At 61.3% G+C, this 25024-nt stretch carries 21 protein-coding genes, 2 tRNA genes and 2 pseudogenes; 5 read left to right on the top strand and 20 right to left on the bottom strand.

The annotated features are described in order from the left end of the window. Positions 1-7: 7 nt before the first annotated feature. The 5 genes from pheS to thrS form a co-directional block, all read right to left on the bottom strand. Positions 8-1018, bottom strand: coding sequence for a phenylalanine--tRNA ligase subunit alpha (pheS, locus tag PSV05_RS02630; protein WP_300061004.1), 1011 nt, complete (start codon positions 1016-1018; stop codon positions 8-10). A gap of 129 nt (positions 1019-1147) precedes the next feature. After that, positions 1148-1507, bottom strand: coding sequence for a 50S ribosomal protein L20 (gene rplT, locus PSV05_RS02625; protein ID WP_300061001.1), 360 nt, complete (start codon positions 1505-1507; stop codon positions 1148-1150). Between the two features lie 11 nt (positions 1508-1518). Continuing rightward, entirely contained in the window at positions 1519-1716 is a 198-nt protein-coding gene (gene rpmI / locus PSV05_RS02620; RefSeq protein WP_300060998.1) for a 50S ribosomal protein L35, read from the bottom strand. A 344-nt stretch (positions 1717-2060) separates the two neighbouring features. After that, complete coding sequence (gene infC / locus PSV05_RS02615) at positions 2061-2585, bottom strand: translation initiation factor IF-3 (RefSeq protein WP_300061356.1); 525 nt, start codon at positions 2583-2585, stop codon at positions 2061-2063. 123 nt (positions 2586-2708) lie between these two features. Next, positions 2709-4616 (bottom strand): threonine--tRNA ligase, encoded by a 1908-nt coding sequence (gene thrS / locus PSV05_RS02610; protein ID WP_300060995.1) that lies wholly within the window; start codon positions 4614-4616, stop codon positions 2709-2711. 250 nt (positions 4617-4866) lie between these two features. Between thrS and PSV05_RS02605 the strand changes: the two genes are divergently transcribed. Then, positions 4867-5802, top strand: a complete 936-nt coding sequence (locus tag PSV05_RS02605) for an aminotransferase class IV (protein WP_300060992.1) — start codon at positions 4867-4869, stop codon at positions 5800-5802. Continuing rightward, a pseudogene (locus PSV05_RS02600) lies at positions 5799-6530 on the top strand (hypothetical protein). The gene PSV05_RS02605 and the pseudogene PSV05_RS02600 overlap by 4 nt, the downstream one beginning before the upstream one ends. 133 nt (positions 6531-6663) lie before the next feature. Here the strand turns inward: PSV05_RS02600 and PSV05_RS02595 are convergent. The 4 genes and pseudogenes from PSV05_RS02595 to uvrB form a co-directional block, all read right to left on the bottom strand. After that, positions 6664-6738 (bottom strand) — tRNA-Val (locus PSV05_RS02595). A gap of 190 nt (positions 6739-6928) precedes the next feature. Continuing rightward, on the bottom strand, positions 6929-7213 hold the full coding sequence (locus PSV05_RS15065; RefSeq protein ID WP_345782230.1) for a LysM peptidoglycan-binding domain-containing protein: 285 nt from the start codon (positions 7211-7213) through the stop codon (positions 6929-6931). Further along, positions 7214-7447 (bottom strand): annotated as a pseudogene (locus tag PSV05_RS15060) (BON domain-containing protein); the annotation flags it as partial. An 83-nt stretch (positions 7448-7530) separates the two neighbouring features. Then, the gene (uvrB, locus tag PSV05_RS02585) at positions 7531-9573 is read right to left on the bottom strand and encodes an excinuclease ABC subunit UvrB (RefSeq protein WP_300060986.1); all 2043 of its coding nucleotides are present in this window, start codon (positions 9571-9573) and stop codon (positions 7531-7533) included. 184 nt (positions 9574-9757) lie between these two features. Here uvrB and PSV05_RS02580 point away from each other — a divergent pair, with 184 nt between their 5' ends. After that, complete coding sequence (locus PSV05_RS02580) at positions 9758-10285, top strand: GspH/FimT family pseudopilin (RefSeq protein WP_300060983.1); 528 nt, start codon at positions 9758-9760, stop codon at positions 10283-10285. A 66-nt stretch (positions 10286-10351) separates the two neighbouring features. Continuing rightward, positions 10352-10428, top strand: a tRNA-Asn gene (locus PSV05_RS02575). A gap of 55 nt (positions 10429-10483) precedes the next feature. On the opposite strand, the gene PSV05_RS02570 is transcribed toward PSV05_RS02575, so the two are convergent. From PSV05_RS02570 to PSV05_RS02545, 6 genes are read right to left on the bottom strand one after another with little or no spacing between them, the layout of a single operon-like run. Then, positions 10484-10927 carry a type IV pilin protein gene (locus tag PSV05_RS02570; protein WP_300060980.1) on the bottom strand — a complete coding sequence of 148 codons (444 nt, stop codon included), beginning with the start codon at positions 10925-10927 and terminating at the stop codon, positions 10484-10486. A 3-nt stretch (positions 10928-10930) separates the two neighbouring features. After that, positions 10931-14668: a PilC/PilY family type IV pilus protein gene (locus tag PSV05_RS02565; protein ID WP_300060977.1), complete on the bottom strand. Its 3738-nt coding sequence runs from the start codon at positions 14666-14668 to the stop codon at positions 10931-10933. Between the two features lie 7 nt (positions 14669-14675). Further along, positions 14676-15248 (bottom strand): PilX N-terminal domain-containing pilus assembly protein, encoded by a 573-nt coding sequence (locus PSV05_RS02560; RefSeq protein ID WP_300060973.1) that lies wholly within the window; start codon positions 15246-15248, stop codon positions 14676-14678. Further along, positions 15245-16081 (bottom strand): prepilin-type N-terminal cleavage/methylation domain-containing protein, encoded by an 837-nt coding sequence (locus PSV05_RS02555; RefSeq protein ID WP_300060970.1) that lies wholly within the window; start codon positions 16079-16081, stop codon positions 15245-15247. Before PSV05_RS02555 ends, PSV05_RS02560 begins: the two co-directional genes overlap by 4 nt. A gap of 26 nt (positions 16082-16107) precedes the next feature. Continuing rightward, positions 16108-16587: a type IV pilus modification protein PilV gene (pilV, locus tag PSV05_RS02550; protein ID WP_300060968.1), complete on the bottom strand. Its 480-nt coding sequence runs from the start codon at positions 16585-16587 to the stop codon at positions 16108-16110. Beyond that, a complete protein-coding gene (locus PSV05_RS02545) occupies positions 16584-17294 on the bottom strand; it encodes a GspH/FimT family pseudopilin (RefSeq protein ID WP_300060965.1) in 711 nt (236 codons plus the stop codon). Before PSV05_RS02545 ends, pilV begins: the two co-directional genes overlap by 4 nt. Here PSV05_RS02545 and PSV05_RS02540 point away from each other — a divergent pair. Further along, positions 17275-18315: a histidine kinase gene (locus tag PSV05_RS02540; RefSeq protein ID WP_300060963.1), complete on the top strand. Its 1041-nt coding sequence runs from the start codon at positions 17275-17277 to the stop codon at positions 18313-18315. The genes PSV05_RS02545 and PSV05_RS02540 overlap by 20 nt on opposite strands. 3 nt (positions 18316-18318) lie before the next feature. Here the strand turns inward: PSV05_RS02540 and ppnN are convergent, their stop codons facing one another. The 5 genes from ppnN to grxD all read right to left on the bottom strand — a co-directional run bounded on the left by ppnN (position 18319) and on the right by grxD (position 24959). Beyond that, positions 18319-19725: a nucleotide 5'-monophosphate nucleosidase PpnN gene (ppnN, locus tag PSV05_RS02535; RefSeq protein ID WP_300060961.1), complete on the bottom strand. Its 1407-nt coding sequence runs from the start codon at positions 19723-19725 to the stop codon at positions 18319-18321. A 111-nt stretch (positions 19726-19836) separates the two neighbouring features. Next, positions 19837-23058, bottom strand: a complete 3222-nt coding sequence (locus tag PSV05_RS02530; RefSeq protein ID WP_300060959.1) for a TonB-dependent receptor — start codon at positions 23056-23058, stop codon at positions 19837-19839. A gap of 235 nt (positions 23059-23293) precedes the next feature. Beyond that, positions 23294-23887, bottom strand: coding sequence for a MarC family protein (locus PSV05_RS02525; protein WP_300060957.1), 594 nt, complete (start codon positions 23885-23887; stop codon positions 23294-23296). After that, positions 23884-24645 carry an SDR family NAD(P)-dependent oxidoreductase gene (locus PSV05_RS02520; protein WP_300060955.1) on the bottom strand — a complete coding sequence of 254 codons (762 nt, stop codon included), beginning with the start codon at positions 24643-24645 and terminating at the stop codon, positions 23884-23886. Before PSV05_RS02520 ends, PSV05_RS02525 begins: the two co-directional genes overlap by 4 nt. Next, complete coding sequence (grxD, locus tag PSV05_RS02515) at positions 24642-24959, bottom strand: Grx4 family monothiol glutaredoxin (RefSeq protein ID WP_300060953.1); 318 nt, start codon at positions 24957-24959, stop codon at positions 24642-24644. Before grxD ends, PSV05_RS02520 begins: the two co-directional genes overlap by 4 nt. Between the last annotated feature and the right edge of the window lie 65 nt (positions 24960-25024).

The raw sequence follows: 25024 nt of genomic DNA, 5'->3' as shown, positions 1-25024 counted from the left end.
ACGTGCCTCATGCGAACTGCCTCAGGAAGCGCACATCGTTTTCAAAAAAACTACGCAGGTCATCCACGCCGTAGCGCAGCATCGCGAAGCGTTCCACACCCAGCCCGAACGCGAAGCCGGTGTATTTCTCGGGATCAATGCCGACATTGCGCAGCACGTTCGGATGCACCATGCCGCAGCCCAGCACTTCCAGCCAGCGCGTGCTGCCATCGGCCTGTTGCCAGGCGATGTCGACTTCGGCGGATGGCTCGGTGAACGGAAAATAGCTCGGGCGGAAGCGCATCTCGAAATCGCGCTCGAAGAATGCACGCACGAATTCAGTGAGCGTCCCTTTGAGGTCAGCGAAGCTGGCGTGCTCGTCGACCAACAGGCCTTCGACCTGATGGAACATCGGCGTGTGGGTCTGGTCGCTGTCGCTGCGATACACCTTGCCGGCCGCGATCATCCGCAGCGCCGGCTGTCCACCCGCCTGCAGCAGGTCCTGCATGTAACGCACCTGCACACCGGAGGTATGCGTGCGCAGCAGGTGACCGTCGCCAAAGTAGAAGGTGTCATGCATCGCTCGCGCCGGATGATGCGGCGGAAAATTCAGTGCCTCGAAATTGTGCCAGTCGTCCTCGATCTCCGGGCCGTCGGACAACTCATAGCCGAGCCGACCGAAGATCTCGGTGATCCGCTCCAACGTGCGACTGACCGGATGCACGCCACCGCGTGTCGCATTGCGACCCGGCAGGGTGACATCGATGGTCTCGCCAGCCAGGCGTGCGTCGAGTGCGGCATCGTCAAGCGCATGCTTGCGTGCCGACAAGGCTTCGCCGATTGCATCGCGGACGCGGTTGATGGCTTCGCCAGCGGCCTTGCGCTGGTCGCCGGGCAAGCTGCCCAGTGCCTTCAATTGCGCGGTGATGCTGCCGGCTTTGCCGAGCAAGCTGACACGCAGGGCTTCCAGCGCATCGGGCGACTGCGCCGCGGCGATGTCGGCCAGTGCCTGCGTGGACAACGATTCGATTTCGCTCATCTGGATTCCAGCCCCATGAACATCAACCCCAAAAACGCTTGGTCCAAAAACAAACATGGGGAAGGACTTGCGCCCTTCCCCACGTGATGGCGACCTAAGCCGCCGCTACAACTGGTGTGGAGTGACGGCTTACGCCGCCAAAGCGCCCTTGGCCTTCTCGGTCAGGGCGGTAAAGCCCGCCGCGTCGTGCACGGCGATGTCCGCCAGCACCTTGCGGTCCAGGGTGATACCCGCCTTCAACAGGCCGTTCATGAAACGGCTGTAGTTGATGCCATTGGCCCGCGACGCAGCATTGATGCGCGCGATCCACAGGTTGCGGAAAAGACGCTTCTTCTGCTTGCGGCCGATGTAGGCGTATTGCAGGGCCTTGGTAACGGCCTGCTTGGCAACGCGGAACACCTTGCGGCGTGCGTTGTAGTAGCCCTTGGCCTGCTTCAGGATTTTCTTGTGGCGCGCGCGCGCCGTTACACCACGTTTGACTCGTGCCATTTTCTATCTCCTCACAAATACGGAAGCATGCGATCCAGACGGCCAGCGTCCTCGGGACGAACATGGTTCGTCTGCCGGAGGTTGCGCTTCCGCTTGGTCGCTTTCTTGGTGAGGATGTGGCTTCGATTTGCGTGGCCGCATTTGTACTTGCCGGAAGCGGTCTTCCGGAAGCGCTTTGCAGCCCCGCGATTGGTCTTGATCTTGGGCATTGGGGATCCTTGCGAAATCAACATACTGGCCGAGGCGCCATCTTTTTGTACTTTGCGCTTCGTCGCCAGGCCTTGCGGCCGTCGCTCCTCGTCGCGAAGCCCAAAAATCCGGGCTTTCCGTCCTGCCTGTGCCGGTGGTAAGCCATTGATCCTTAAGCGTTAAAACGCCGGATCAAGGCGGGTCCTGGGTGCCGCACTACAACAAACCCGGCGAACCGGGCCGACTATTATGGCGGATCCGCTCGGAAAGCTCAATGCAGGTAGACCCGACTTGTAGGTGCCGGGCTTGCCCGGCACATCCCCGTCACATGCGGGGCAAGCCCCGCATCTACGGAAAGGCAGCGTTATTTCTTCTTCGGCGCAATCATCATCACCATCTGCCGGCCTTCCAGGCGCGGGCGCGATTCAATGACGATGTCCTCGCCGAGATCGGTCTCGATCCGCGCGGCCATCTCGCGGCCCAGTTCCTGATGGCTCATCTCGCGGCCACGGAAGCGGATGTTGACCTTGATCTTGTCGCCGACCTCGAGGAATTCACGCATCTTGCGCAACTTGATCTGGTAGTCGCCCTCGTCCGTGACCGGACGGAACTTCACTTCCTTGATCTCGACCTGCTTGGTCTTCTTCTTGGCCTCGTTGTTCTTCTTCTGCAGTTCGAACTTGAACTTGCCGAAGTCCATGATCTTGCAGACAGGCGGATCCGCGTTCGGCTGGATCTCGACCAGATCGAGCGCTTCGGCCTCGGCCAATGTCAGCGCCTCGTCGCGCGACAGCACGCCGATCATTTCGCCATCGCTGCCGATCACGCGTACGCGCGGGACGCGGATTTCCTGGTTCCTGCGGTTCTGCTTCGAGTCAGTGGTACTGATGTCGCACTCTCCAATATGGCTTTATTAAAAAGCCGGGCTTCTCTGAAGCCGGAATGGCCCACGATTCCGGAATCGCGGGCCCGCATTGCCTTTACTGCACAGTCGTCCAGCGCGAACGCTGGCTCAACCCTGGATCGCCTGCTCCTCACGCAAACGCGCGGCGAAGTCGGCAACGGACATGGTACCGAGGTCTTCTCCACCCCGCGAGCGCAGCGACAACAGGCCATTTTCCTTCTCGCGGTCCCCGGCCACCAAAAGGTACGGCAACCGCTGTAGCGTGTGCTCGCGGATCTTATAGCCGATCTTCTCGTTGCGCAAATCCGAAATCACACGGAAGCCTTGATTTGCAAGGGTTTTCGCAGCCTCGTCGACATAATCCGCCTGCGCATCAGTGATATTCATGATCACCGCCTGCACCGGCGCCAGCCAGGCCGGGAAATAGCCGGCATGGTGTTCGATCAGGATGCCGATGAAACGCTCCATCGAGCCCACGATCGCGCGATGCAACATCACCGGATGCTTGCGCTGGCTATGTTCGTCGATGTATTCGGCGCCAAGACGCCCCGGCATCATGAAGTCGACCTGCATCGTGCCCAGCTGCCAGGTGCGCCCGATCGCGTCTTTCAGGTGGTATTCGATCTTCGGACCATAGAACGCACCCTCGCCCGGCAATTCCTCCCATTCCACCCCGGCGGCACGCAACGCGGCGCGCAATGCGTGTTCGGCCTTGTCCCAGGTCGCGTCATCACCCAGGCGCGGTTCCGGGCGCAGCGCGATCTTCAGCTGCACGTCCGTGAAGCCGAAGGTCTTGTAGACCTCCATCGCCTGTTGGTGGAAGGCGGTGACTTCGGCCTCGATCTGGTCCTCGGTGCAGAAGATGTGGCCATCGTCCTGGGTAAAGCCGCGCACGCGCAGGATGCCGTGCAGCGCGCCGGACGGTTCATTGCGGTGGCAGGCGCCGAACTCGCCGTAACGAATCGGCAGGTCTCGGTAGCTGTGCAGGCCCGAGTTGTACACCTGCACATGGCCCGGGCAGTTCATCGGCTTGAGCGCATAGGTGCGCTTCTCCGACTCGGTGAAGAACATGTTTTCCTTGTAGTTGTCCCAGTGGCCGGACTTTTTCCACAGCTCGACGTCGAGGATTTGCGGGCAACGCACTTCCTGGTAGCCGGAATCGCGATAGACCTTGCGCATGTGTTGTTCGACCACCTGCCAGATCGACCAGCCCTTCGGATGCCAGAAGATCAGGCCGGGCGCCTCTTCCTGCAGGTGGAACAGGTCCTGCTGCTTGGCGATCTTGCGGTGGTCGCGCTTCTCGGCTTCCTCCAACTGGTGCAGGTAGGCCTTGAGGTCCTTGTCGTTCAACCACGCGGTGCCGTAGATGCGGCTGAGCATCTGGTTGTTGTGGTCACCACGCCAGTAGGCTCCGGCGACTTTCATCAGCTTGAATGCGCGCAGCTTGTCGGTGCCGGGCACGTGCGGGCCACGGCACAGGTCGGTGAACTCGCCCTGCGAATACAGCGACAGCTCCTGGTCGGCCGGAATGCCTTCGATGATCTCTGCCTTGAAGTCCTCGCCGATGCCCTTGAAGTGGGCCACCGCGTCATCGCGCGACTTCACGCTGCGCGACACCGGCAACGCTTCCTTGACGATTTTGGCCATCTCCGCCTCGATCACCGGCAGGTCTTCCGGCGTGAACGCGCGCTCGTAGGCGAAGTCGTAGAAGAACCCGTTGTCGATGACCGGGCCGATGGTCACCTGCGCGCCGGGAAACAGGCGCTGCACGGCTTGCGCCAACAGGTGCGCTGTGGAGTGGCGCAGCACGTCGAGCGCCTCCGGCGACTTGTCGGTGACGATGGCCAGTTCGGCGTCGCGGTCGATGCGGAAGCTGGTGTCGACCAGTTGGCCGTCGACCTTGCCGGCCAGTGCGGCCTTGGCCAGCCCGGGACCTATCGAGGCAGCGACATCGGACACAGTGACGGGGTTGTCGAACTCACGGCGGCTGCCGTCGGGGAGGGTAATCGCGATCATGGGGTCAGGCTCTGGAAACGAAAAAGGCGCCAAGGCGCCTTTTGATTGCCCACGAAATGCGGGCTCGAATGCGTCGGCGAAGTTCAGCAGTGGGCGTTGGTAGTGCTCATGTCGCACGCTCGGCCGCAGTTTCCCGGGGCCACCTTGATCTTGTTTCGAGGCCATGAAAAGTAGCGGCCGGCAGGCCAAAAGTCAATCAAGACGGGCTTTGCACTAGACTCGAAGATCGTCCGAATCCAAGGCCCCGCCCGTGTCGCAGAGCATCCATGATTTCCACGACGACCCACGCAATGCCGACATCCGCATTTGGATCAATGGCACTTTGAAACCACGCGCCGAGGCCACGGTGTCGGTATTCGACAGTGGCTTCGTGCTGGGCGATGGCGTATGGGAAGGCCTGCGCGTTGCCGGCGGCCACCCGCTCTTCCTCGACCAGCACCTTGACCGCCTGTACGAAGGTGCGAAAGCACTCGCGCTCGACATCGGCCTGGATCGACGCGCACTGACCGATGCGCTGTACGCCACCCTTGCCGCCAACGACATGCATGACGGCGTGCACCTGCGCCTGATGGTGACCCGCGGGCCGAAGCGCACGCCTTATCAGGACCCACGCGCTGCGGCCGGCGGCGCCACCGTGGTCATCATTCCCGAGTTCAAGCTGCCCAAGCCCGAGACCCTGTCGGCTGGCCTGAAGCTGTTCACCGTGCACGTGCGGCGCGGCTTTCCGGACGTGCAGGACCCGAAGCTCAACAGCCACAGCAAGCTCAACTGCATCACCGCCTGCATCCAGGCGATCGAGGCCGGCGCCGACGAAGCGCTGATGCTGGATCCGCACGGTTTCGTCGCCACCTGCAATTCGACCCATTTCTTCATCGTGCGCAAAGGTGAGGTCTGGACCTCCAGCGGCGACTACTGCCTGGGCGGCATCACCCGCGCAAACGTGCTGCAGGCGTGTCGCGAAGCCGATATCCCCGCGTTCGAGAAGAATTTCAGCTTGAGCCAGGTCTATGGCGCCGACGAGGCGTTCTGCACCGGCACCTTCGCCGGCGTGGTGCCGGTCCGCAGCGTGGACGGCAGGAGCATTGGTGATGGCGTGCCGGGCCCGATGGTGACTCGCCTGCAAGGCCTGTACCGGGAGCTGGTCGAACGTGATGTCCGCTTCCGCGATGGAGTTCGGCTCGCATGAATCCCTTGCGCGTCGCGATGTGGAGCGGGCCGCGCAATATCTCCACGGCGATGATGCGAGCCTGGGAGAACCGGCAGGATTGCGCAGTCAGCGACGAGCCGTTGTACGCGCACTATCTGCTTGCCACCGGTCTGGACCACCCGGGTAGCGATGAGGTGATTGCCAGCGGCGATACCGACTGGCGACGCGTGGTTGATGCCCTCACCAAAGGCCCGGCACCAGACAACCAGCCGGTCTGGTACTAGAAGCACATGTCGCACCATCTGTTGCCCGGAATGGCGCTGGACTGGATCGAGCGCCTGCACAACGTGCTGCTGATCCGCGATCCGCGCCAGGTGGTGGCGTCCTACGTGAAATCGCGCGCAGACGTGACGCCGGACGACATCGGCCTGCCGCAGCAGGCGCGGCTATATGACCACTTGTGCGAGACAGGCAACGCACCGCCAGTGATCGATGCCGGCGACTTCCTGCGTGCGCCGGAAGCGCACCTGCGTGCGATGTGCGATTGGCTGGACATCGAATTCAGCCCGCGAATGCTTTCGTGGCCAGCCGGGCCACGGGCCAGCGACGGCATCTGGGCTCCGCACTGGTATGCGCGGGTGTGGGCATCGACTGGATTCGAGGCGCCCCGCGAGCAAGCGCAACAACTCGCACCCGTGTACGAAGCAGTGGCCGACGCCTGCCTGCCACATTACGAACGCCTGCATGGCGTGCGATTGGTGGTTTGAATACGCGATCCCGGCCAAGCCCGGGAACGAAAAAACCGCCCCTGTTACAAGGCGGTTTTCCCTCTTTATGTACTGTCTTTCCGTACTGGCCGCCTCGCCGGAGGCTGACATGAAGCCAAGTACGTGATGCATTTGGTGGGCGGTGAGGGTTTCGAACCCCCGACCCCTACCATGTCAAGGTAATGCTCTACCACTGAGCTAACCGCCCCAATCCCCTCGCAGGGAGGCGCATTCTAGCCTGCGCGGTGGCTGCAGACAACTGATTCGCGAAGCCGGCGAACCTGCAGGCAGCGAGACCGTCGAGGTGTTCGCCTAGCGGCATTTAGAGCCGCGTAGCGAATTCCCCGACGGTAGCCGCTGCCAAACAGCTGCCGCTCGCAATCACTCGCTTACCCCGCTTACGTCTCCGGCGGAATCCGCAGCACCTGACCCGGATAGATCTTGTCCGGGTCCTTCAGCATTGGCTTGTTGGCCTCGAAAATCTGCGGGTACTTGTTGGCGTTGCCGTAGAACTCCTTTGCAATCTTCGACAGGTTGTCGCCCTTTTGCACGGTATAGGTCTTCGATGCCCAACCCGCGTCGACCGGTGCCTCGGTGCTGTTCACGCCGCCAGTGACATTGGAGAAATCCGGCTTGGCCACGACAGTGGCGGTCGGCGTGACGGAGGCGGTGTTCACTACCAAGCGGTCATCGACCTTGTCGATGCCATCGACATTGCCGGCAATCAGCACGGCCTTCTCATGCACCGGAGTGCTTGCCACTTGCCCGGTCAGGGTCACGGTGCCGCCGTCGACTTCGACATGCACGCCGCTGTAATCGCCGCCATAACTGCCAAGGTGCTCCTTGATCGCCGCTTCCTTGCGCGCTTCGCCCGGCTTGAAGATCTTCTCGCCGGCATCCTTGATGAAATCGAACATTCCCATGTCGCACTCCTGATTGGGGGAGGAATTCGTGCGTCAGGGTGTCACGGCATGCGTGATGAACAGATTAAAGCGCGTCGTCACAGACTCGCTTCGCGCAGGATGCGGATCTGGTCGCGCACGCGCGCAGCGTCCTCGAATTCCAGGTCGCGTGCGTGCTGGTGCATTTGCTGCTCCAGCGCCTTGAGCTTGGCCGCCTGCTGTGCCGGACTGAGCCGCTTGTACTCCTGGATCGGCTCCGCCACGCGCTTGGCCTTGCCACGGCCTTTCAGTTCGCCGGGCTCGTACCTCGCCCCTTCCATCACATCCATCACCGCGCGCTGCACCGAGGCCGGGGTGATGCCGTGTTCCAGGTTGTATTCGACCTGCCTGGCACGACGACGATCGGTCTCGTCCAGCGCCCTTTGCATCGAGTTGGTGACACGATCCGCGTACAGGATCGCCTTGCCGCGCAGGTTGCGCGCAGCGCGGCCAATGGTTTGGATCAACGAACCGGTCGAACGCAGGAACCCTTCCTTGTCGGCATCCAGGATCGCCACCAGCGACACCTCCGGCATGTCCAGGCCCTCGCGCAGCAGGTTGATGCCGACCAGCACATCGAACACGCCCAGGCGCAGGTCGCGGATGATTTCGACGCGCTCGACCGTATCCACATCCGAATGCAGGTAGCGCACGCGTACGCCGTGTTCCGACAAGTATTCGGTAAGGTTCTCGGCCATGCGCTTGGTCAGCGTGGTGATCAGCACGCGGTCGCCCCAACTCACACGTTCGCCAATTTCCGACAGCACGTCGTCAACCTGGGTCGCGACCGGCCGGATCTCGACCGGCGGATCGATGAGGCCGGTTGGCCGCACCACCAGCTCGGTGATATCGTCGCCACCTTCACGAAGCTCATATGGGCCTGGCGTGGCCGAGACGAACACGCTGCGCGGCGCGCGCTGTTCCCATTCCTCGAACTTGAGCGGTCGGTTGTCGAGCGCGGATGGCAGCCGGAACCCGAAGTCAACCAGGGTCTGCTTGCGCGAACGGTCGCCCTTGTACATCGCGCCGATCTGCGGAATGGTCACATGCGATTCGTCGACCACCAGCAAGGCATCCGCCGGCAAGTAGTCGAACAAGGTTGGTGGCGGCTGGCCCGGCGCAAGGCCAGTCAAGTGCCGCGAATAGTTTTCAATGCCGTTACAGAAGCCGACCTCGGCCATCATCTCCAGGTCGAACTGGGTGCGCTGCTGCAGACGCTGCGCCTCGACCAGCTTGTTGTTGGCGTACAGGTATTCCAGCCGCTCGCGCAGTTCGAGTTTGATCGTGTCTACTGCCGACAGCGTGCGTGCGCGCGGCGTCGCGTAATGGGTCTTCGGATATATCGTGTAACGCGGCATCCTGCGGAATACTTCGCCAGTCAGCGGATCGAACATCGATAACTGCTCGACCTCGCCATCGAACAGCTCGATGCGGAGCGCTTCAAGATCGGATTCGGCCGGGAACACATCGATCGTCTCACCACGCACGCGGAAGGTGCCGCGCTGCAATTCGTGTTCGTTGCGGCTGTATTGCAGCGTGGTCAGGTGACGCAGCAGTTCGCGCTGGTCGATACGCTCGCCGCGAGACAGGATCAGGCGCATCGCCAGGTAATCTTCCGGCGCACCCAAACCATAGATCGCCGACACCGAGGCAACCACGATCGTGTCACGTCGCGACAACAGTGCCTTGGTTGCGGCCAGCCGCATCTGCTCGATGTGGTCGTTGATCGAGCTGTCTTTCTCGATGTACGTGTCCGACGACGGCACGTAGGCCTCGGGCTGGTAATAGTCGTAATAGCTGACGAAGTACTCGACCGAATTGCGCGGAAAGAACGCACGGAACTCGCCATACAGCTGCGCAGCCAGGGTCTTGTTCGGCGCCATCACCAGGGTCGGCTTCTGCACCGCCTGGATCAGGTTGGCGATCGTGTAGGTCTTGCCGGAGCCGGTCACGCCCAGCAGGACCTGTTTTGCAACGCCGTTCTCGAAGCCGGCGATCAGTTTTTCAATCGCCTGCGGCTGATCGCCGGCCGGCGAATACGGCGACACCAGTTGGAAGCGATCGGAGGTGGTGGACAGGTCGAGGTCGGACGGTTCGGTCATGGTTGGGCTTTGATGCGGGCAACCGCTGAGTTTAACCCCCGCGGCGATTACGACTTGGGATGCCGTTCAGCGAGTTCATGCGGCGGCTTCAGGGGGTTTCCCCTACGCCAGATCCGCTGGTTCGCCGATCCCGCCCGAGCAGCCAAGTACCTAGCCTGCTTGCTCATGCCAACGGGAGCTTGCCATGCGCCACAACGCCGGATTTACGCTGATTGAAACCATGATTTCTGTTTCTGTGCTCGGCATCCTCGCCGGGGTGGCTGCCCCTTCCTTCCTCGAGCTGATCGAGCATCAGCATGCATCTGCCGCCATGAGTTCGCTGACCACCCACATGGCGCAGGCGCGCATGGCCGCAATCACCTATCGCAGGCCAGCGGTGCTTTGTCCCTCGACCACGGGCACATCCTGTGATGCAGGCAGCGACTGGAGCGGCGGCTGGATGTTGTTTCTTGACCAGGACGGCAACCACCAGTTCGACGTCACTGACGAAATCCTGCGCGCCGACCTCACCCCGACGAGTCGCCATCTTCGCCTGCCGGGAACCGCCGGCAGGCCGCAGCTGCGCTACCTGCCTGATGGCCGCAGTGCGGGAAGCAACCTGACCATATCGGTCTGCAATACAAAGGGCGATCTGCTTGGAAAGGTCATCGTCAACAATGGCGGGCGTCCCCGAACCGAGACCCCAAAGGCTGCGACGCCGTGCCCGGCCTGAATCAGCTTGCTGGAGTCGACCTGGCGGCTTGCCCGGCCCGCGCGGGCCGACTACAATGCGCTCCTCGCCTGAATAGCTCAGCTGGTTAGAGCACTTGACTGTTAATCAGGGGGTCGTTGGTTCGAGTCCAACTTCGGGCGCCAGATATGAAAAACCCGCCGGACGGCGGGTTTTTCGTTTCCAGACTGGCTAGGCTTATTACCAGCACCCTACTGTCGATGGTGTCTTCGTGCCGGCTTGGTTGATGCTCAGATTCCCACACGAATCACCTGACTGCTTGCCGGTGGGGGCAGCACTGACTGTGTACGTCTTGCCTGTGAGATTCGAGGTACTAAAGTTATAAAATGCCAGCGTGGCGGGTTCGCAAATGCCGGTCAGAACACCTATCGCGGGCAGCGGGTCAGTAGTGTCGTTGTAGGTCAGCTTGGCGGTGTAATAGCGTTCTATTCCCTGCGCCACCGCACCCACACACGCCGTACCCGCCGCACGCCGGGCCTTTCGTGCGTGGTCGGTGTATGCCGGCAATGCGATCGACGCCAGAATGCCGATGATCGCTACCACAACCATGACCTCGATCAGGGAAAATCCGGCGCTTCTGGAACGGCTGCTGTGGATACAGCGGCCATCACGATAATTGGTCATTGGTCAGTCCCCTCTAATTTCGCGCCAGGAGACGCGGGCCCAAGTCTTGTTGGTGATGCCACCCGAGCCTGGAGATTCCCCGGCATTGGTACCACCCACGATCAGTTTACCGTCCAGCATGATCGGCAAGGTCGGCATGCCAACGCCAAAGTTCACTGAGCCAATGGGCACCCCGCCTATAACAGTGTCCGTGGTGGAGCCATCGTTATTCAGGTCGAAGAGCGACTTGCCGGTACTGGTGCCTGTGAACGCATCAAGGGCATTGATGTAACCCGTGCCCCCACCTTCGCAGCCATTCCCATCCGGAATCATGCTGGCTGTCACCAGGATATTGGACACGACCTGTGCGTCAACCACGATCCTTTCGCCCTTCCCGGGCAAGCTGACATACCAGCCCAGCTTGCCGGCTGGCAAATCTGCCTTCGCATCGAAGGTGCGCACGTCGAAACCGTCTTGGGTGGCACCGGTATTGGCGATACCACGTGCAACCAGATCGCTGTAGGCCACAGCGGCACCTTGGTCGATGATGCCGTACATGCCCTGCGCGTTCTGGGTCTTGTCGCTGGCCTCCGAATTGGTCATATAGCTTCCGGTCCCGAAGAACACCCAACGCTTGTAGGTTCTCGGGTCAGTGGCCACCGTCACGCCGCCGGTGATCGGCTGCACGGCACCAGACCCACCGCCTGCTTTGGCGGTGAACAGCTTGGTTGCTGTCCAATTCGACGCTGTGGCGCTAGTGAGATCGAACTTCCACACATTGCCGAGCCGGTCGCCCGCGTAGGCATAGGCAATGGTCTTGCCATCCGGCCCCACAATCCCGGTGGGCGCAGACAGGCCATTCGGGTTGGTCGAATCGCCGGTATTGGTGTTCACTTCGGCAATAACCGCACCGGTCTTGGCATTGACTACCAGCAGCACTGCCTTGTTGTTGGTGCTGTTGACGCCATTGCCCAGGATGGCAGCCACGGCCCCGGTCTTGACCTTGGCCAACACCGGCCGCCCGGTCACCAGACCCATGTTGCCGTTGGCGGTGTCAGCCAGTTCCCATTTGACGTTGCTGGTGCCGAACGAAGCCGGGGAGGAGACATCCAACCCGAACAAGCCCTTGCCACCGCGACCCAGCGCACCCACCAGCCAGTTCTCGCCGGTAGTCAACCTACGATCCGTCACCACCACAGGTCCATCCACGAACCACTTGTGGTCATAGTCGCCGCGGCTCAGCTGGGCGAGAGCACCGAAATTAATGATGTTAGGCACATAGGCGAACCGTTCGACGCCGGTGTCCGAATCGAAGGCATGCAACATGCCATCGTTCGCGCCTACATAGAGCGTCTTCGTGTCATCGACATAAGCGGGTGAAGAATCAATGATGTCGCCCAAAAGGCTATCGCGGACGCGCAGCTTGCCGCTCGCGGTACCCTCCCCCGACTGGTCGCCCATGATGTAATCGGCGTTTTTGGCACCCGTCACCGGGTAGTCCACCGGGCCAACCGTGCTGCGATCCATCGCAGTCGTCTGGTTCCCGGTCGGGAATGTGGTTCCCCCGGTTCCATTGAAAGTGAACACCTTGCTCTTGCGCGTACCGAATGCAGGAATGGAGGATGTCCAGGCCAATGTGGACGGGACATTGTTCGCATCCAACGTATACGCCCTCACCGCGCCGGTCCAGATACCGGACACGTAGCTGGCATTGAACACCTTGCCGCCCGTGCGCACGGAGGCCGCATTGGTGGCGACGTTCGAGAACGAACTGGTGCGCTGGGCAATGGTGGCCAAGGCTTTTCTCAAGCCATCCGCGAACACCGCCGGGCTGATGGCTGCCACGAACTTGCCGCGGCTATTGACTGCCGCGTGCAGCAGGTCGTCAACGTTTGCGGCTTTGTCACTACCAGGCTGTGGCCAGTTGGGATTGGCCCCAACGTCCGCCACGTTGCTCCAGCCCAAGGTGGTCTTCAGGCCGATGGAAATGCCGAAGGTGACCATGTGCTGCCAGAACGCCGGGTCATCATCGCTGGTCGGCACGTTGTTGCCGGCAGGCTGGCCCGGCTTGCCCATCGAATCAATGTCAGTACGCAGGTCCGTCACCCAATACTTCATGGCCACGTCGGCCAAGGTACTACTCCAAGTTGACGTACCATCCTTGTACGGGCTTTGCGCCGTGTAGGTATAGGTCCGGTTGGGTTCACCCTTGTTCTTCGGCGCACCGGTGATGGTTGACTGATTCGTGCTGTCCACGTCGCCGGTGCCTGCCGTACCGCTGTTCCAGTAACCGTCGGTGGTGAGGATGCTGAAGTTCTGCCGGCAGGAGTACTGGGCAGCCCCTGATTCCGGCCCGTAAGGCCCGCTAGCGTTGCTGTTGCTGAAATACTGGCCGGCCGAGTTCAAAACAGCCTGCAAAGGCGTGCCTTGGTTGGCCGAAGCCTTGAACAGGCGGTTGTACCAAATCGAGCGCGACGTCGTGGCCGCTGCGTCCCCGTTGGCCAGACTGCCATTGACGAAACGACCATCATTGCCATCCTGGACGGGGATGTCGAAATTTGCGCTACCGTTTTCATGAAGAGTCCTGAAGCCCACGCGCACCTTGTTGCCCAGCGGCCTGAACGCTTCGGCGGCACCACCCTTGGCGGTCTTGATGCGGGTGCGATAGTAGGAATACCAGGTCGCGAAGTTGATTTGCTCATTCGCGTCGGTGCGGCCAGTCGGCGTCGTAAACGTGCAGTTGATCCAGCCGTAGCCGGAGGCTACGCCATCGCAGCTGTTGGTCTGGGAGATTGTGGCTGAAACCGTATAGTCAGTCGTCCTGCTGTCTGCCCTTTGCAGGTAGATCTTGTACTGCCCCGAAACCGTGGGAGAAATGGTACACGTTCTGTTATTACCCTTGCTGACCGTGTCATCGCACTCCCGGCCGCCACCAGGATTGTAGACTTGGTAGTCCAGGTCCCTAGAACGGCCGCCTGACGAAGTATTGTCGATGAGGATATTCAACGTGAGGCCAGCCGAGACGCTTGCCACTGTGTGGCTGACGGTATTTCCATCGTTCAATGTCCCGCTAACACTGTTCGCGCCGTCGATTTTCACCATCTGCGTGGTGGTGACGATCGTGCCGTACTCCGCTTTCTGCACTTTGCCACTGGTCAACATCTGGTAACGGTTGTAGTTGTCGATCTTGGAGAGATACGTGTTATCGCTACTACTTGTATTGATCGGCACATAGAAGGTCTGGGTATAGTTCGACAGATCCCTGGTGCTACTGCTCGTATTTCCTTCTACCCCCGTATAGTTCACGTAATTGTTGTCGCTATACGCCGAGGTAAAGCTGGTCCCGCCGGTCAGGCGGTTGCCGGAAGCGTCCATCCAGGGCTGATAAGGCACCCCAGGGTTGTAGTAGAGCGTGTTGGTGACGTAGTTCTGCTCATAAGTCGCAGAATCACCAGTACTTTCGCTAGTTTTGTTGGTTCCATTGAAAATGCCATCTGCATCTGGCCCATCGCTGAAACCGCCTGAGCCGGTAATTGTGTCGATGTCCTGGTTATTCATGTTGCGCCAAGCCATCGATCCCGAATCGTCCAGGATGAACAAGATATTCGGTGCCACGCGGATGCCGGTGTCCAGCGGATAGTCCGGAATGCTGATGCCGGCATTTACCGGCAGGGCCAGCATGGTGGCGACAAATGCGGCCGGCACAGTCCACCATGGGCGTGACATCTGCTGGCGGCGGTTTTTCGGGAATAGGGTCTTCATGATTAACTCACAGCCGCGGGAAGCGGTAGATAACGTCGGTTTGCAGGGTCACGGACGCCCGGCCAGCTGACTGGCTGCGTGCGGTGATGCGGTACATCGGGCCCAGGGTGTTGGTTTCCTGTGCAGGAAGCACGCCACCCGACTCCATGACGGTCTGGTTCTGACCCAAATATTCGATCCAGTACTGCGTTGAGGTACTGGGGACGCCTGTCGACCCGCCCCCCAGTGTAGGTCCGGTATTCCAACTGGTACTGGTATCGGCTGGCGTTGTGGTAAATGTCGGGCACACACGCAGGCCCGTGCTGGCGGTGCAGTCCGCAGCCACCGGGTCGGTGGTCCGCCATTTCGTTTGCGCGCCCAACGCAGCTCTTGCACTGATAAGTGCCGACTCCGCTGCCTGCATGGCCAGGCTGCGGTCATACATGTTGGCGCTCATGCGTTCCTGCATCGCGGAACTGCGCAACACCGCGATGCCGAGGATGGAGGTCACCACCAGCAGGATAAGGACCACCAGCAGCGAGATGCCGGCCTCCCGCTTGCGAAGCGGCTGCATGTTGGCGTTGCGATGGAGAGATCTCATTGGGGGCGGCTCCTGATCTTGATCGTCGTAGAAGCGGTCCGCGTGAGGGCACGATTGTCGACGTCCTTACCCTTCAGTTGCAGGACCATGCGCACCGCATCGACGTAGTTGAAATCACTGGGGCTGGCCACGTAGATCGCGGAATTGCCACCGGAATACTGGTGGTAGGTCAGCGCCATGCTCTCCACGCCATCAGCCACTTCTTCGCCCGCCGCGCCGAATCGTGAGACCCAGAGGGAATTGCCGCCCCTGAGATTGCTCGCTACGTACCAGCGGGTGCTACGCGCCCGGGCGATCGAAATGCTGCCCAGCGCCGCATTGGTGGTATCGGTCGGATCGAACTCCAAAGCAGAGGTGAAGTTGACCACCTGCCCCGCGATGGAAGCGACGGTCACGAAGCCAGTCATCGAACCATTGCAGACCATGACGCTATCGTTGACCTTGAAGATGTCCGAAGCAGCGGGAGTAGTTTCCGTCAGCGTGACCGAACTTGCGGTAGCGGTTTTCACCCGATAGGAAAGATCATCTGCGGAAGTCACGGTCAATTCACTGGCGGTGCCGGTGATCGGGGCCCTGAACTTGAGGCTGGTGGCATCGGTACCCAGGACCAGACCTTCGTTGGAGCAGGCCGAACTGCCGACAGACCGGATATCGCGCGACAGCATCTCGTAAGCGACGCGGGCATTTTCCTGGATACGGTTCAACCCTTGGTTGGCCGAATAGGTTCGCTGATTGGACTGGAATACGGCGATCGCCGCGCCCAGCACGATCAGGCCCAGCACCATTGCAATCATCATTTCGATCAGGCTGAAGCCTGCCATAGTCTTTCGCATGGCGGAGCCTGCAGTTGACTGGGCATTCATATCTGCGCCCTCGTGACCATGTTGCGTGACGTACCGCCCTGGGCAGTACCCGCACGTGAGTCATCCCAGTAGATCGTGATCACACAGGCACCTGGACACCCGGAGATTTCGCCACAGGCCGCCGACCCCAGATTGGTTTGCAGCGCCGTAATCCAGTTGTTCTGGTCATTGGTCACCAGCGTGCTTGCAGCGGGCGCCGTACAGGTCTTGCCGATGTTGTAGTTAGCAGCGGGATTAGCCCGCATCGACTCGATGATGCCCGTGGTTTGCATCACCGCCTGGGTGCTCTCCAAAGAGCTCTGGCCACCACGCAGGGCCATGGCCTGCATGGCAGCGATGCCAAGCAGGCCAACGCCCAATATCAGAACGGACACCAAGACCTCAATCAGGCTGAGGCCACGCATGCGCTTAGCTGGCATCTTCGTGCCATTGCGATGCTGGCGAATAACGGGAACAGATTGCTGGATAGGCGTCATGGGCAGGCTCCACCACCGGGCTGGGCTTCTGAAGAGACGATGCCGCTGATCATCACGGTGACGACCTGCTTGTTTTTCGCAGGCCTAGTGACCGGCAAGCAGGCAGTCACCGTGGTTTGCGTATCGATGATGCCGGAGGGCCGAAACACGATCCCTGCAGCCGGGCCGCTGATCTGAACATTGCCGGTCGGGGTATCGTCCCGGATGACTTCGTCGGCCGGAGGAGTAGCGCCGTTGTCAAAACCATGGACGATCCACCGCGTCCAGGTACCACTATTGGCACAGGTGGTTCCATTGGTACTGGGGCAGATGGTGACCCGCGCATTGCGCCGAATGGCTTCGGAGCGGGCAACCTGGATTGCCGAAGTCAGCTCACCGGCCGCACCATTCAGGCGATTGGCGCTCACCAGTTCCGACATGCTGGGGGCGGCCACGATGGCCAAGATGGCGATTACCGCAACCACCACCATCAGCTCCACCAAGGTGAAACCACCGTGGCTCTGTCGTCCTGTTAGATTTTGGCGCTCAATCAACATACTGCCCCCATACTCTTGTTCGACTAAGGTAGCGGCAGTCGCGGGGAATGACCACGCATCCCCGATGGGCGGCCAGTTCCCCTGCATCGGCGGTAAGTGTGTGATCCAACACACAAAAACCATGGCCAGGCACACACAACCGGAAGCATCCTTGAAGTCGCCTTCGCCCATTCAAGATCCACTGGAAACCCTTTGGCGTCCCACCGCACTGATCACGGTGCTGCTGGCCGGCGAGGCGCTGGCCTTGGTACTGGCCTTGGCTCCAGCAGGCAGCGACGACCGTTTAGTGAGGTTCGGGCTGGCGTCGATGGGAATTCAGTGGATTGCACTGGGTACGCTGTCGGTGCTCTATCTATTGCGTCGATGGCTTGCGAAATTGCCAGCCGCTGCACTGGCCTGGGCTTGCCTGGGCCTGTTGCTGGCGATGACGGCACTGGTCGCCACCGCGGCATGGGAGGTCCTGCAACTGGCAATGGATCCGGTCACCAGCCGCTTGAACTTCGTGCTGCGACTACTGGCGATGGCACTGGTGGTGGGGCTGCTGGCACTGGTGGCCTTCCAGAACTACGCGCGCTCTCGGCAGTTGCTGGTTCGGGCCAAGCAACTGGAGCTGGAGGCATTGCAAGCACGGATCCGCCCGCACTTCCTGTTCAATACCCTGAATACCGGCGCCGCGTTGGTCCACGCCCACCCGGACGAGGCCGAACGGCTGTTGCTGGACCTGGCAGACCTGTTCCGCTGCGCGTTGCGGGGGCCGCAACTGATCCCGCTTGCCGACGAACTGTCACTGACCCGCCGCTACCTGGACATCGAATCGCTGCGCTTCGGCGAACGCCTGCGGCTCGAGTGGAACATTTCGGAAGCCTTGCCCGAGGTCATGGTGCCGTCGCTGTCGATCCAGCCATTGGCCGAAAACGCGATCCGTCATGGCATCGAACGGCTGCCGCAAGGCGGACGGGTGGATGTCAGCGTGCACGTCGCCGCTGGCGATGTGGTCGTGACCGTGGGCAACGATCTGCCGGCACTGGCGGGCGGCAGTGGCGGGCATGCGGTCGGCCTGGCATCCGCGCGCGAGCGGGTGGATGCCCTCACCGAGGGCCGAGGTCGTGTCGAATCCCGTATCGAGGACGGTCGCTATGTGGCCCGAATGGTGCTGCCATTGGAGCCAGCCGCCGCCACTCCAAACAGCTGACCGTTACTGCACCACCCGGTAGCACGGGCGGTACTCACCGCTGATCTTCATCCGGCGCTGTTCGACGAAGGCGAGCAGCAGCGCGTCCAGTGCCTGCATGATGTCAGCGTCGCCGTGGATCTCGAACGGGCCGAACTGTTCGATCCGGCGCATTCCGTCTTCCTTGACGTTGCCGGCCACGATTCCGGAAAATGCCCGGCGCAGATCGGCTGCCAGTTCGAATGGCTTGCGTCCATGATGCAAGTCGAGCGCGGCCATCGCCTCGTGGGTCGGCACGAACGGCGACTGCAGGTCCAGCGGGATATGCATCGCCCAGCTGAAGAAGAACGAATCCTTCTGCGCGATGCGCTGCTCGCGCACCTTGTGTATGCCGGCATGCATGTGGCGCGCGACCTTGACCGGATCGGCCACGACGATTTCGTACAGGCTGGCCGCGGCCTCACCCAGGGTCAGGCGGATGAAGCGGTCGATCTGCTCGAAGTACGGTGCCGAGCCTGCGGGCCCGGTCAGGATCACCGGGAAATATCGACCGACGTTTTCCTCGCGCAGCAGGATGCCGAGCAGGTACAGGATTTCCTCGGCGGTGCCGACGCCGCCCGGGAACACGATGATCCCATGACCCAGGCGCACGAAGGCCTCCAGGCGCTTCTCGATGTCCGGCATGATTACCAGGTGATTGACGATCGGGTTCGGCGACTCCGCCGCAATGATCCCCGGCTCGGTGATGCCGATATAACGACTGTTGCGCCGGCGCTGCTTGACGTGGGCAATCGTGGCGCCCTTCATTGGCCCCTTCATCGCGCCCGGGCCGCAACCGGTGACGATGTCGATGCCGCGCAGGCCGAGCTCGTAGCCGACCTGCTTGGTATAGACGTATTCCTCGCGGCCAATCGAATGCCCGCCCCAGCACACCACCAGGTTGGGGTCGCCCGGCTGCAACACGCGTGCGTTGCGCAACAAGCGGAACACGGCATCGGTGATGCCAGCCGTGGTCTGCGGTTCCGCGCCGCATTCCGCGCGCCGTTCGATTGCGGTATAGGCCAGGTCACGCACGACCGCGAACAACAGTTCGGCGACGCCGCGGATGATCCGTCCATCGACGAAGGCCATCGCCGGCGCGCCGCGCAGTTCGATGCGCATGCCGCGGTCCTGTTGCAGGACCTCGATGTCGAAATTGGGGTAGAGCTCCTGCGCGGCACGCGGGTCGTCGGAGGCGCTACCGCTGGTCAGCACCGCAAGCGCGCAACGGCGCAGCAGGTCGTGCATGCCGCCGGAGACATCGCGCAGACGTGCGACTTCCTCACGGGAAAGGACGTCCAGTCCACCCTTCGGGTAGATGTGGGCGTCGACGGTGGGAAGGATGGGTGCGGGAATGGCCGCAGCTTGCGGCGAAGTGTTGTCGTTATTCATAGACCGCGCAGTTTACGCCTGCGCGCCCTGTCGCAGGAACGCCACTCACACCTGAAAAGCAAACGGCCGGGTTGCCCCGGCCGTTTGCTGGATCACATCCTGGTCTTTCGATCAGAACTTGTATTTGAAGCCCACCTGCACCGACCACTGCGACACACCGGTGTTGAAGCTATCCGAGTCGCCGTTGGCAACGTTCGGGGTGTCCGCGCCGCGGTAGTTGTACACATACTTGCCGTTGTAGATGCCCTGCGAAGACAACACGCGCTGCGTGGCGAAGAAGCCGTAGTCCTGGATCTCGCCCCAGTTCTTGTTCAGCAGGTTGCCGAAGTTCTGGATATCGAGATAAAGCTCGGACTTGTGGCCCTTGAAGAAGCCCGGCAGTTCCTGGCTGATGCGCAGGTCAACGGTGTTGACCCATGCAGCGCGCCCGATGTTGGCCGGAGCGTACTTGCCCTTGAACTGCTGGAGGACCTCTTGGTCGCCCAGCCACTGGTTGAAGCTGGTTTCCATGTTGGCATCAGGCGTGAACACGCCGGCGCTGCTAAGCGTACCAAACAGCACATCGCCCGGGCCGGCAGGCACATAGAACAGGTCATTGGCCGAACGACCGTCGCCGTTGAAATCATTGAAGTAGGTGTAGCTGAACGGACGGCCGCTGCGACCTTCGTACACCATGCCCACTTGCGTGCGGTAGTTGCCGAAGAAGTTGTGCTTCCAGGTCAGCTGTCCGGTCACGCGGTCCTTGATTTCATAACGCGAGCGCGATTCGACTTCTTCGTTGCCCTGGAACCGCAGCGTGTAGTTGTACCCCGAATTGGCGGTCGAGCTGGTCAGGCCGCTGGCTTCGGTGGCGTGGGTGTAGGTGTAGCCCATGACCCACGACCAGTCGCTGTCGTTGGTCCAAGGCTTGCTCAGCGACACGGTCAACTGCTGGCTGCCGCCGAGGCTACTCGAATCCAGCAGATAGACGGTATCGAAGCGCTTGTCACGGTTGAAACGGACATTGCTGGAGCTGGTGCTCCACGCCTTGCCGAATAGTGCCGGGTTGTAATACAGCTCGCGCCCGTCAGGACCAATCGCGGTCGGCGTGCCCAAGCTCAGCTGCTTGTAGTACAGCGCCTTGTTGACTTCGGTCAGCAGCACTTCGGCCGAGAAGACGGTGTTCATGAAGCCGGTCTCGGTATCAAATGCAAGGTTGGCCTTCCACACCGACGGCTGCTCGAACTTGTCCGAGACGAAATTGACGTTCTGGGTCTGCGAACCGGCCGCCGATGGGATCGGCTGGTTGTGGCCGTCACCACGGAACTTCAGGTCCGGGGTATAGGTGGACGGGTTGTAGTTGATGTAGTTGAAGCCTGTGGTGTTGTAGGCATTGCTCAGCCAGACCTGCGGCGAGTCACCCATGAACAGGCCGATACCACCACGCAACTGCATCTGGCGTTCGCTGTCGAAGGTGTAGTTGAAGCCAAAGCGCGGCTGCAGCAACCAACTGCCAATGCCTAAATTGCTGTTGTCATAGCCGAACACCTGCTGCGCCAGCGCGTTGTAGGCGGGATCGCGGTTGGTCGAAGCCTTGTCACCGCGCAAGCCGAAGGTCAGGGTCAGGTTGCTGTTGACGTACCACTGGTCCTGCACGAACAGGCCAAGATTCTTGTAGGTGTAGTCGGCAGCCAGCGAATCGATGCCCAGGCCAAGCTGCGGGGTGCGGATGTTGTAGCGGTACCACTCACCGAGCGCGAACTTGTCGAGGTTGGCGAACTCGTATACACCCAGGGTGGACGGGGCGTAGATGTTGTAGATCTCGTTGCTCGACCAGTCAAAGCCGAACTTCACGTCATGGCTGCCACTGGTCCAGGTGCCGGCACCGAAGGCATTCCATGTCTTGGTATAGAGCTCATTGGCCTGTGAGTTGGTTTCGGTGCCGAGGAACAGCGAGTCCCCCGACGGCGCAGTCGGCGTACCGCCGAAATAGATGCGTACGCTCGGCGCGGTGCCCGGGGTGGTGCGGATCGCGGAGTAGTCGCGGTAGGACACCTTGAACTCGGTCGAGAAATTATCACTCCAGTCGCTGAACAACTGGCCGACATAGCTGTCGATCGCCTTGTCGTGCTGGTACCAATAGGAGTTCAGGCTGAGCTGGCTGCTGTTGAGGCCGTTGATGCGCAGCTTGGTCTGGTCCAAGTGGCTGTAGCGGAAGCTCGCGCGATGCGCGTCAGTGATGTTCCAGTCGAGCTTGAGTGCGTATTCCTCAAGCTCAAGGTCGCCGGTGGAGTCGAAGTTACCCGCATCGAAGCCGTAGCCGTTGGCGATCGAGACCGCACGATCAACATTGGCCTGGGTGATGGTCTGCGGCGACTTGCCGAACGGGCTGCCAGCCAGGTCGGCGCCGGGGGCGGACTGCACGTACTTGTCGTAGTTGACAAAGAAGAACAGCTTGTCTTTCATGATCGGTCCGCCCAAGGTAAAGCCGTAGTCGGTTTCCTTGGTGAAGCCGTTGAACGCCTTGCCGTTTGGATCCTTGCCGAACCAGTTGCCATCGCGGTACTTGCCGAACAGCGATCCGTGGAAGTTGTTGGTGCCCGACTTCGTGACCGCGTCGACCACCGCACCGGTTGCACCGGAAATGGCAACGTCGTAGTTGGCCAGGTCGATGTTCAGCGCTTCGATGGCTTCCATCGAGACCGGCTGGCGCTTGGTCGGCAGGTTGTTGCCTTCCAGGCCAAAGGTGTCGCTGGCGGACACGCCATCGATGCGGATGTTGTTGTAGCGCGGGTTCTGGCCGCCGGCGGTGATCGTGCCCGAAGCGCGGTCGACGAAGCTCACGCGCGGATCGAGGCGGATGTAATCCTGGATATTGTCGTTTGCCGACGGCAGCGCTTCGATGGTCAGGCGGTCAACGCTGGTGCCCGAGCCCATCTTGCTGGCGCTGAACACGCTGGTGCCGGCGCTGGCCACGGCCTGCACGGTGCCCAGGGTGGTGACGTCATTGTTGAGCTTGGCATCAACCGTGTTGTTCTGGGCCAGGGTCAGGAACACGTTCTCTTCGGTATCGCTACCAGCACCGGCCTTGTTGATGGTGATCGTGTACGGGCCGCCAACGCGCAAGCCACGGGCGCTGTAGCGACCATTGGCGTCGGTGGTGATGCGGCTGACGGTGCCGGAATCAACGTGGGTGATGGTGACCTCGGCGCCTGCAACGGGCTGGTTATCCACACCCATGACCTGGCCGCCAACACCGGCGGTGGTGTTCTGTGCAAAAACGGGAGCCGCGGCAAGCGCGACCATCAATCCCAGCGACAGCTTCGACAGCCGGACGCGGTTCGGATGAGTCATGTTCGTAACCTCAGTAATCAGATGAATTAACGACGGACGTGTGTACGGCATAGGCCCACACGTCCGCCTCGCGACGGGAGTCGGCAAATCTTTTGGAAACCCCGACCCATGCGATTCCGGATGGGTTCACCAAAGTTTAACACTTTAGAAACCGGAAGTGACTGTGTCATGACAGCAACACGAAGCCGATCACAGATGACCATTCGACAGCTCCGGAGGAGTGTCAGGTTGGCTATCAGCTGACTACACGCAGGAAGCTGACCACGCCATCCATCAGCATCTGCACCGAGATGGCCACGATCACCATGCCCATCAGCCGCTCGATCGCGATCAACACGCGCGTACCCAACCAGCGTTCCAGATAAGTGGCGGAGAACAGAATCGTCGCGGTGATGGCCCAAGCCACGACCAACGCCAGCGTCCAATCCCACATCCGCCCCGAATCCTGGCTGCCCAGCAGCATGACCGCGGCCATGCCGGAAGGGCCGGCGATCATCGGTATGGCCATTGGCACGATGAAAGGCTCGCCGTCAGGGAGGTCGCCCATCAGTCCATGTGGGGACGGGAAGATCATCCGCAGCCCGATGATGAACAGGATGATGCCGCCGGCGATCGACAGCGATTCCTGACGCAGGTGCATCAACTCCAGCGCGTAACGGCCACCCCACAGGAACATCAGCAGCACGGCCAGCGCGATCAATAGCTCGCGCACGATCACGATGCGCTGGCGCGCGGCAGGCAGTCCCTTCAGCAGGCCCAGGAACACCGGGATATTGCCCAGCGGATCCAGGATCAGGAACAGCAGGATGGCGGCGGAAGTGACGGTCATCGTGCCGACACCACAGCCGATTCCATGGCATCCACAATATGGCCACGCCGGCCGGCGCCGGCAGCAGACAGCAACTCGACGCAGGCCGCCGCGTAATTGCTGGCGGGCCGCGCCTTCATGTCGGTATTCGGCTGGAACGCGCGCGCGCGCAATGGCGTGCGCATCGGCCCGGGTTGCAGCCCCGAGATCCGCGGGCCGTGCTCGCCGAGTTCGGCCTGCAGCATCGCCACCAATGTCGCCTGCACCTGCTGGGCAAGACCATACCCACCCCAGAAAGCACCGCTCGTACGCTCCGGATCATCCAGGGCAAACACGACCGCCCCGGCATCGGCCTTCGCCAGCAACGGCAGGCAGGCCTGGGTCAACCACCAGCGGGCGGTCAGGCCGACATGGATCGCGCGCGCGAAGTCGGCTGGATCGGTATGTAGCAGCGGGGTCAGGCCCTTGAACTCGGCCGCGCAGTGCAGCAGGCCATCGAGGCGGCCAAGTTCGGCTTCGATGCGCTGAGCGAGCTCGGCATGGTCGTCGGGCGAAGCGCCTTCCAGATCCAGCGGATACAGCAATGGCTCGGCACCGACCACTTTGATCGCGTCGTACACCCGGTTAAGGGTTGCGACCTTGCGTCCAAGCAGGACCACGGTCGCGCCGGCCTGCGCACAGGCAATCGCCGAGGCCGAGCCCAGTCCCCCGGCAGCACCGGTGACCAGGATCACGCGATCTTGCAAGGATCGACCCTGCCAGGACGCGGCGTCGCTCACGCCTTCTGCGCATCCGCAACCAGACGAGCGAGCTCGCCGGATTCGGAAAGCTCGACGGTGATGTCGCAACCACCGATCAATTCGCCGCCGATGAACAGCTGCGGGAACGTCGGCCAGTCGGAATAACGCGGCAGGTTGGCACGGACTTCGGCTTCTTCCAGTACGTTGACCGTATGCAGTTGCGCGCCTGCGGCCTTCAGCACCTGCACCGCGCGGCTGGAGAAGCCGCACATCGGGAATTGCGGGGTGCCCTTCATGAACAGGACGACGGAATGGCCTTCTATTTCGGCCCGGATACGGTCTTCAACGGACATCGGGTTTAGCTCCTGGAGCGAGCGGCCCGCCGCCGGCCTTGACTCGGCGACAACGGGCCTGGGAT

The organism is Thermomonas sp. (genome assembly GCF_029945965.1).
Taxonomy (GTDB): domain Bacteria; phylum Pseudomonadota; class Gammaproteobacteria; order Xanthomonadales; family Xanthomonadaceae; genus Thermomonas.
This window is presented reverse-complemented; position numbering and strand designations above follow the sequence as displayed.

Coding starts and splice junctions, on each gene's coding strand:
- grxD (WP_300060953.1), bottom strand. CDS start 24,959: ATGTCCGTTGAAGACCGTATCCGGGCCGAAATAGAAGGCCATTCCGTC.
- rpmI (WP_300060998.1), bottom strand. CDS start 1,716: ATGCCCAAGATCAAGACCAATCGCGGGGCTGCAAAGCGCTTCCGGAAG.
- PSV05_RS02565 (WP_300060977.1), bottom strand. CDS start 14,668: ATGAAGACCCTATTCCCGAAAAACCGCCGCCAGCAGATGTCACGCCCA.
- thrS (WP_300060995.1), bottom strand. CDS start 4,616: ATGATCGCGATTACCCTCCCCGACGGCAGCCGCCGTGAGTTCGACAAC.
- PSV05_RS02530 (WP_300060959.1), bottom strand. CDS start 23,058: ATGACTCATCCGAACCGCGTCCGGCTGTCGAAGCTGTCGCTGGGATTG.
- PSV05_RS02525 (WP_300060957.1), bottom strand. CDS start 23,887: ATGACCGTCACTTCCGCCGCCATCCTGCTGTTCCTGATCCTGGATCCG.
- uvrB (WP_300060986.1), bottom strand. CDS start 9,573: ATGACCGAACCGTCCGACCTCGACCTGTCCACCACCTCCGATCGCTTC.
- PSV05_RS02560 (WP_300060973.1), bottom strand. CDS start 15,248: ATGAGATCTCTCCATCGCAACGCCAACATGCAGCCGCTTCGCAAGCGG.
- PSV05_RS02580 (WP_300060983.1), top strand. CDS start 9,758: ATGCGCCACAACGCCGGATTTACGCTGATTGAAACCATGATTTCTGTT.
- PSV05_RS02570 (WP_300060980.1), bottom strand. CDS start 10,927: ATGACCAATTATCGTGATGGCCGCTGTATCCACAGCAGCCGTTCCAGA.
- rplT (WP_300061001.1), bottom strand. CDS start 1,507: ATGGCACGAGTCAAACGTGGTGTAACGGCGCGCGCGCGCCACAAGAAA.
- pilV (WP_300060968.1), bottom strand. CDS start 16,587: ATGACGCCTATCCAGCAATCTGTTCCCGTTATTCGCCAGCATCGCAAT.
- ppnN (WP_300060961.1), bottom strand. CDS start 19,725: ATGAATAACGACAACACTTCGCCGCAAGCTGCGGCCATTCCCGCACCC.
- PSV05_RS02555 (WP_300060970.1), bottom strand. CDS start 16,081: ATGCGAAAGACTATGGCAGGCTTCAGCCTGATCGAAATGATGATTGCA.
- pheS (WP_300061004.1), bottom strand. CDS start 1,018: ATGAGCGAAATCGAATCGTTGTCCACGCAGGCACTGGCCGACATCGCC.
- PSV05_RS02545 (WP_300060965.1), bottom strand. CDS start 17,294: ATGGGCGAAGGCGACTTCAAGGATGCTTCCGGTTGTGTGTGCCTGGCC.